Here is a 6310-nt window from a genome sequence, read left to right as displayed (position 1 = left end):
TCCTTTCAGGTGGCCATCAGTATCGGTGCGGTCTTCGGCGGCTATATCGTCGATTCCTACGGCGCCACTGCGCCGCTGGCGCTGACCGCGATACTGGCCGCATCCACGGTCGCTCTGGCCTTGCTGCAGCGTCGTGATTGATCCCTCTGCCTTTCCGGGGCAGCAGGCAACGCGTTTGCCTGCGGCCACCTGACGGCCGGCGGCTTGCCGAAACCGCCACGTGAGCACGGGTCAAAAATCAGGGGATGTCCCGCCTTGCGTCACCCCACCTTTGCGCTACGCTTGGGAACAGGGATTTCTCAACGGAGGGACTGAGGCATGTGCAACAACTGCGTGATCGAGGACGTAAAAAAGAACATGCTGTCACGGCGCCTGCTGTTCAAGGGCGCCGCGGCCGGTTTGACGGCCATGACGGCGGGCAGTCTGGCGGCGCCGGTGCTGGCGCAATCGCCCCGGCAGGTCGTTGATCTCACCCATACCTATGATTCCACATTTCCTACATTCGATGGCAAACCGGGCATAGAATATGAGTGGGCAGCGGAGATCGCCAAGGATGGCTATCAGCTCCACAAACTCACCATCTACGAACATACCGGCACCCATATCGATGCGCCTTTCCACTTCAGCGCGAATGGCGCGAGCGTCGACCAGCTGGAGCCGCAGAAACTTGTCGCGCCGCTTGTCATCGTCGACATCACCGACCGCGCCAAAGAGGATGCCAATTCCACCATTGAAGCCGAAGACATCGAACGCTGGATATCTGCGAATGGCGACATCCCGACAGGTGCAATCGTGGCTTTACGCTCCGGATGGGCAACCAAAGTGAAGAGCCCCTCATTCCGCAATGACGACGCCGGAAAATTCGCCTTCCCCGGTTTCGGCAAATCGGCGACCGACCTTCTGCTCAAGCTCGACACGGTCGCCATTGGCGTCGACACACTTTCTCTGGATCCGGGCAACTCCGCAGATTTCGCGGTTCACAATTCCTGGCTGCCAGCAGGACGCTACGGTATCGAAGGGCTGAACAACCTCGAGGCTCTGCCGGTCAAGGGGGCGACCATAATCGTCGGCGCGCCGGCACACCGCGGCGGAACGGGCGGCCCAGCCCGTATTCTGGCCCTGGTCTGACACCGGGAGCCCCTTCCGTTCAGTCATGGGTCGATTGGAAAGGCGAAGCCGGCCTTGACGCGGTCCATGACGACCATCGTCTTGAACCCTTTGATATCGTGGTTCTCGTAAAAAAACCGGCGGGTGAAGGCCTCGTAGTCCTCCATGTCCTTTGCCGTGATTACCAGGATGAAATCGGCATCGCCCGTCACATAATAACCGATCATCACCTCCCGCGTGGCGCGAATGGCGGCTTTGAAACGGTCGACAATATCGGCCCTTTCTCGCTCCAGCGAGACGAGAACGATCATGGTAATGCCGCGCCCGACGGCTTTGGGCGAAACGACAGCCACATCGGCTTCGATCACCCCCTCATCACGCAGACGCTTCAACCGGCGCTGGCACGCAGTTGGCGACAGATTGACGATTTTGGCCAAGTCTTCCGAGGTCAGGCGATTGTTCTTCTGCACGGCGTCAAGCAGCGCCCGGTCGGCTCGATCTATCTGGGTCATGCGGGATTCCTGCATCTGAATAAAAAACTAAGCATAATTCCTGCGTAAAGGCACGCTTAAACGCCGTCAATCAATCGTGCAGCGCAGTTAAGCTTCTGGCAAATGAAAAGGGATCTTGCCGATGGAAGCTATCGCCAGCGCAGCGCTTAAAAACCTTCACCGACCGGAGCTGGTCGAGCATCGTGCCTTTCTGGATGGGCAATGGGTGGCGCGTAAGGAGACGCTGGGCGTTGTCGATCCGGCAAGCGGAGATCATCTGCTCGATGTCTCTTCCTGCTCCCTGAACGACGTGGACGCGGCGGTCGAAACCGCAGGCAGAGCATTCCTCCGGTGGCGGGACATGCTGCCCGTCGAACGCGGCGACATCCTTCGGACATGGGGCCGGCTGATGCGTGACAATGCCCGCGATCTCGCGGTTATCATCAGCGCCGAACAGGGAAAGCCGCTTTCGGAATCGCTCGGTGAAATTTCCTATGCAGCAGCCTTTCTCGACTGGTTTGCAAGCGAAGGCGAAAGATCCTACGGGGAGACAATTCCAAGCCATCTCAAAGGCGGCAACCTCTCCGTACGGATGCAGCCGATAGGGGTCACGGCTGCCATCACACCCTGGAATTTCCCTTCAGCCATGATCGCCCGCAAGGCGGGCGCCGCCCTTGGCGCCGGCTGCACGATGATCGTCAAACCGGCGCCTGAAACACCGCTTTCGGCACTGGCCCTGGCAAAACTGGCACAGGAGGCGGGCATGCCGGCCGGTGTGTTGCAGGTTTTACCGGGGGAAGCCGCGCCGCTTGCGCGCCGCCTGCTGGAGCATGCTGAGGTTCGGGCGTTTTCCTTTACCGGTTCGACCGAGGTGGGACGGCTACTCCTCACGCAATCGGCGGCGACCATCAAAAAAGCCTCGCTTGAACTTGGCGGCCATGCCCCCTTTATTGCCTTTGCCGATGCGAACCTTTCCCAGACCGTGAAAGGTTGCCTCGCCGCCAAATTCGCCACATCCGGACAGGACTGCCTTGCGGCAAACCGCATCTATGTTCAGCGCGAGCTTTATGACCGTTTTATTGAGCGGTTCGCCGAGGCGACCTCCAGACTGACCGTTAGCCACGGCCTTGAACCGGGCATCGACATTGGGCCAATGACCCGGCCGTCCGTCGCCGAAAAGTGCCGTCAGCAGATCGCGCAGGCGCTTTCTGCCGGTGCACGTCTCGTCTGCGGCGGACAGGACAGCCCGCTCGGCGGCAATTTCGTCACCCCCACCGTGCTCGCCGATGTGACCGACGACATGCTGATCGCGCGCGAAGAAACATTCGGGCCGGTGGCCGCCATCCTGCCCTTCGATGACGAGCGGGAGGTCGTGCGACGCGCCAATGCCACGGAGATGGGGCTTGCGGCCTATGTCTACACCAACGATCTCGGCCGGGCGATGCGCCTGACGGACCAGCTGGAATACGGCATGGTCGCCGTCAATACACCGAAATTCACCGGCGCGCCCATACCCTTCGGCGGCTGGAAACAATCCGGCCTCGGTCGCGAGGGTTCGCGTCACGGTCTCATGGAATATCTCGAACCCAAATATGTCTGCTTCGGCAATCTGGCTGCCTGAAAGGAACGCGCCTATGACCATCGACATTAAAAACATCGCGCAAATGGATCGCAACGCCGTTCTGCACCCATTCACCCAGCTGAAGGACTACGCCAGCGGCAAGCTCGGCGAACCGACCATCGTTGAAACCGGCAAGGGCATCCGCATTCAGGACGCCCACGGCAAGCAGTTGATCGATGGCTTTGCCGGTCTTTATTGCGTCAATGTCGGCTATGGCCGCACCGAGGTGGCGGAAGCGATTTCCCGTCAGGCCTATCGGCTTGCCTATTACCATTCCTATGCCGCCCACACGACGGACGAACTGGCGATCCTTTCCGACCGGCTGGTGAAGATGGCACCCGGCAAGATGAGCAAGGTGTTCTACGGCATGTCTGGCTCGGACGCCAACGAGACCCAGGCTAAGCTCGTCTGGTATTACAACAACCTGCGCGGCAAACCAGAGAAGAAGAAAATCATCTCCCGCGAAAGGGGATATCACGGCTGCAGCGTAGTTTCCGGCTCCATGACCGGCATGAGCTTTTATCACGACCACATGGACCTGCCGCGCGCCGGCATTTTGCACACCGGCGCTCCGCACCATTACTGGGGCGCAGAAGCCGGTGAAACCGAGCTGGAATTCTCAAAACGCCGCGCCGACGAACTGGAAGCACTCATTCTGCGCGAAGGCCCCGACACGATAGGCGCCTTCATTGCCGAGCCCGTGCTCGGCACCGGCGGCATTACGCCGCCGCCGGAAGGCTACTGGCCGGCGATACAGGATGTTCTCAAAAAATACGATGTCCTTTTGATTGCCGATGAGGTGATTACCGGCTTCGGCCGCACAGGCTCCATGTTCGGCTCGCAACATTACGGCATCGCGCCGGACCTCATCACGGTCGCCAAGGGTCTGACATCGGCCTATTTCCCGCTTTCCGGCGCCATCGTTGGGGAAAAAGTCTACAAGGTCATGGAGGAAGGCGCTGAGCGCGTCGGCGCCTTCTCCCACGGCTACACCTATTCCGGCCATCCGATCGGCGCGGCGGCGGCAAATGCCGTGCTCGACATCGTGGAAAAGGAAGACCTGCCCGGCAATGCCCGGGCTGTCGGCAGCTATTTTCAGGAGCAATTGAAGGCGAAGTTCGCCCAGCTTCCAATCGTCGGCGAAGTGCGCGGTGTGGGCCTCATGGGCGCCATCGAATTCGTGGCGGATCGTGAAAAGAAAACGCGGTTTGCCCCCGGTCTCACAGTCGGCGCACGCGTTTCGAAGGCGGCACGCAATGACGGCCTTATTGCGCGCGCCATGCCGCATGGCGATATCCTGGGCTTTGCACCGCCGCTCGTCACAACGAGGGCGGAGGTGGACGAGATCATCGCCATCGCCGAAACAGCAGTCCGCAGCGTCATGGATGATCTGGTGCGGGCCGGCGAAAAAATCTGATCGTCAGCACGGCGTTCAACGATCGCAAATACTGCTCATTTCGACGGCAACTGCGCCTCTCTGCGGCGCAGTTGCCGTCGGCGTTGCATAAGGCTTCATCTTTTTGCAGAACCATGCATAATGTCATGAAATCAATATCGTCAAAAACGAGACAATTTCATGCGTCGTCAAGCCAATTCGTCAAACCCCGATCCGGTGTCCGCAACCAGACCGGCGGCATGGCGGCCGATCCTGGCCAAACAGAAGGGCGAAACGAAACATTCCGCGCTGACGGAACGGATCATCGCCGATATCGACGCCGGCGTCCTGAAGCCGATGGACCGCATGCCGACCCACCGCGATCTCGCCCGCGAACTCGGCCTATCGGTCCAGACCGTCAGCCTCTCCTACAAGGAGGCTGAACGGCTGGGCTATCTCAGCGGCGAAATCGGCCGCGGCACCTTCGTGAAAACACGGGTGACGGACCGTGCTGGACGCATGATGCTCGATCACAGCCCGACCGAGGTGCTCGACCTCTCCATTATCCGCGGCGTTTATCTCGACGACCATGAAAACGCCTCGCGCACCGTCCTTCGCGAACTGGCCGATAGTGACAATTCGGACTTCATGCGCCCCTGCCGTCCGGTCGCGGGCCTCGACAGCCATCGCGAAACCGCCCGGATCTGGCTTGGAATGATGGGTGTCACCGCCGGCGCGGAACGTATTCTCGTCACCAATGGCGCTGCGCATGGCATATTTCTCGCCTTGAGCTGCATCATTCGCTCGAACGACGTGGTTCTGTGCGAAAACCTCACCGACCACGGCATCATCGGCCTGTCGAACATTCTGGGCTTCAGCCTCAAGGGCTTGCCGACCGACAAAGAAGGTATAGTGCCGGACGCGCTGGAGGCCGCCTGCGCAGCCGGGGGCGTCAAGGCGCTGGTGCTCATTCCCACTCTCAACAATCCCACGGGACATGTTTCCGGCGTTGCACGCAGACAGGCGATCGCCGCGATTGCCGAAAGGTACGGCGTCTTTGTTATTGAGGACGAAGTCTATCGTCCGATCATCGAGGATGATCTGCCATCCATCACCGAAATGCTGCCTGATCTTGGTTTTTTCGTCACCAGCTTTACCAAGACGGTGCTGACGGGGTTGCGCGTCGGCTATCTCGTCGTGCCGCCTGCCTATTCCATCCGCGCCGCCTCTATCCTGCGTGTATCGAGCTGGAGCGGAACCTATCTCACCGCCGAAATCGCCACGCGCTGGGTCGAAAACGGCACCGCACGGCGGCTGCTGGATGTCCAGCGCGCCGAAGTACGTGCGCGGCAAAAGATTGCCACGGACATATTGGGCGACCATATCGCCTCGACCCACCCCCTCTCCTTCTGCGCCTGGCTGAAGGTTCCACCGCGCTGGACGGAGGACGGGCTGGTGCGCGCGCTCACAAACCAGAACGTCGCGGTCACGCCGTCTGAGCCGTTCATTGCCGGTCCCGGCCATGGCGGCGGCATCCGCATATGTCTCGGTGGACGGCTCAATCACCCAAGCCTCGTCAAAGCCTTGACCACCGTGCGGCAGACCTTCGAGCAATTGCCGCCGGTCTACGATATCGGTTCAATCGGCTGAGGCAGTCGCTCGAAAATCATTGAATCATTACAATATAATAATTGACATGATTTTACTTCGCTCACA

5 protein-coding genes and 1 pseudogene are annotated in these 6310 nt (G+C 60.0%); 5 read left to right on the top strand and 1 reads right to left on the bottom strand.

Annotation, left to right across the window (positions count from 1 at the left end; translation table 11 throughout):
- Both ACQZ48_RS18150 and ACQZ48_RS18145 read left to right on the top strand, forming a co-directional pair.
- Nucleotides 1-141 (top strand): annotated as a pseudogene (locus ACQZ48_RS18150) (MFS transporter); the annotation flags it as partial.
- Between the two features lie 177 nt (nt 142-318).
- Entirely contained in the window at nt 319-1128 is an 810-nt protein-coding gene (locus tag ACQZ48_RS18145; RefSeq protein WP_149148071.1) for a cyclase family protein, read from the top strand.
- 23 nt (nt 1129-1151) lie between these two features.
- Here ACQZ48_RS18145 and ACQZ48_RS18140 read toward each other — a convergent pair whose 3' ends face one another.
- A complete protein-coding gene (locus ACQZ48_RS18140) occupies nt 1152-1619 on the bottom strand; it encodes an Lrp/AsnC family transcriptional regulator (protein WP_149148072.1) in 468 nt (155 codons plus the stop codon).
- Between the two features lie 121 nt (nt 1620-1740).
- On the opposite strand from ACQZ48_RS18140, the gene ACQZ48_RS18135 reads away from it, so the two are divergent.
- The 3 genes from ACQZ48_RS18135 (at nt 1741) to ehuR (ending at nt 6244) form a co-directional block, all read left to right on the top strand.
- Nucleotides 1741-3219: an NAD-dependent succinate-semialdehyde dehydrogenase gene (locus tag ACQZ48_RS18135; protein ID WP_448729140.1), complete on the top strand. Its 1479-nt coding sequence runs from the start codon at nt 1741-1743 to the stop codon at nt 3217-3219.
- 13 nt (nt 3220-3232) lie between these two features.
- Nucleotides 3233-4636: an aminotransferase gene (locus ACQZ48_RS18130; protein WP_448729139.1), complete on the top strand. Its 1404-nt coding sequence runs from the start codon at nt 3233-3235 to the stop codon at nt 4634-4636.
- 159 nt (nt 4637-4795) lie between these two features.
- Entirely contained in the window at nt 4796-6244 is a 1449-nt protein-coding gene (gene ehuR, locus ACQZ48_RS18125) for a MocR-like ectoine utilization transcription factor EhuR (protein WP_077983848.1), read from the top strand.
- Nucleotides 6245-6310 lie beyond the last annotated feature (66 nt).

Source organism: Agrobacterium sp. 22-209-1, from assembly GCF_053522485.1.
The sequence above is the reverse complement of the archived record's forward strand: the minus strand, read 5'-3'. Positions and strand labels throughout refer to the sequence as shown.